Source organism: Methylobacterium sp. AC690, from assembly GCF_979256535.1.
Genome location: NZ_CEEDOX010000094.1, coordinates 1 through 254, shown reverse-complemented (window position 1 = coordinate 254; position 254 = coordinate 1). Strand labels below are relative to the sequence as shown.

The window sequence follows — 254 nt, the reverse complement described above, 5'->3', positions numbered from 1 at the left end:
GGTCAAGGAGCTCGCCGGCCAGACCGCCCGGGCCACCGACCAGATCGGCGGTCAGAGCACGGCCATCCAGCAGGCGACCGCCCAGGCCGTGGCGGCCATCCGCCAGATCGGCCAGACCAACGTGTCGGTGAACGCGATCACCGAGAGCATCGCCGCGACGGTGGTGGACCAGACCGCGGCCACCGGCGAGATCTCCCGCAACGCGGCCGAAGCGGCACGCGGACCCCCGGACGTCTCGCGGAACGTCGCCCAGG

The 254-nt window shown here is 73.2% G+C and carries 1 pseudogene; it reads left to right on the top strand.

From position 1 onward, the window contains the following. Positions 1-254, top strand: a pseudogene (locus AC0IY1_RS25450) (methyl-accepting chemotaxis protein); the annotation flags it as partial.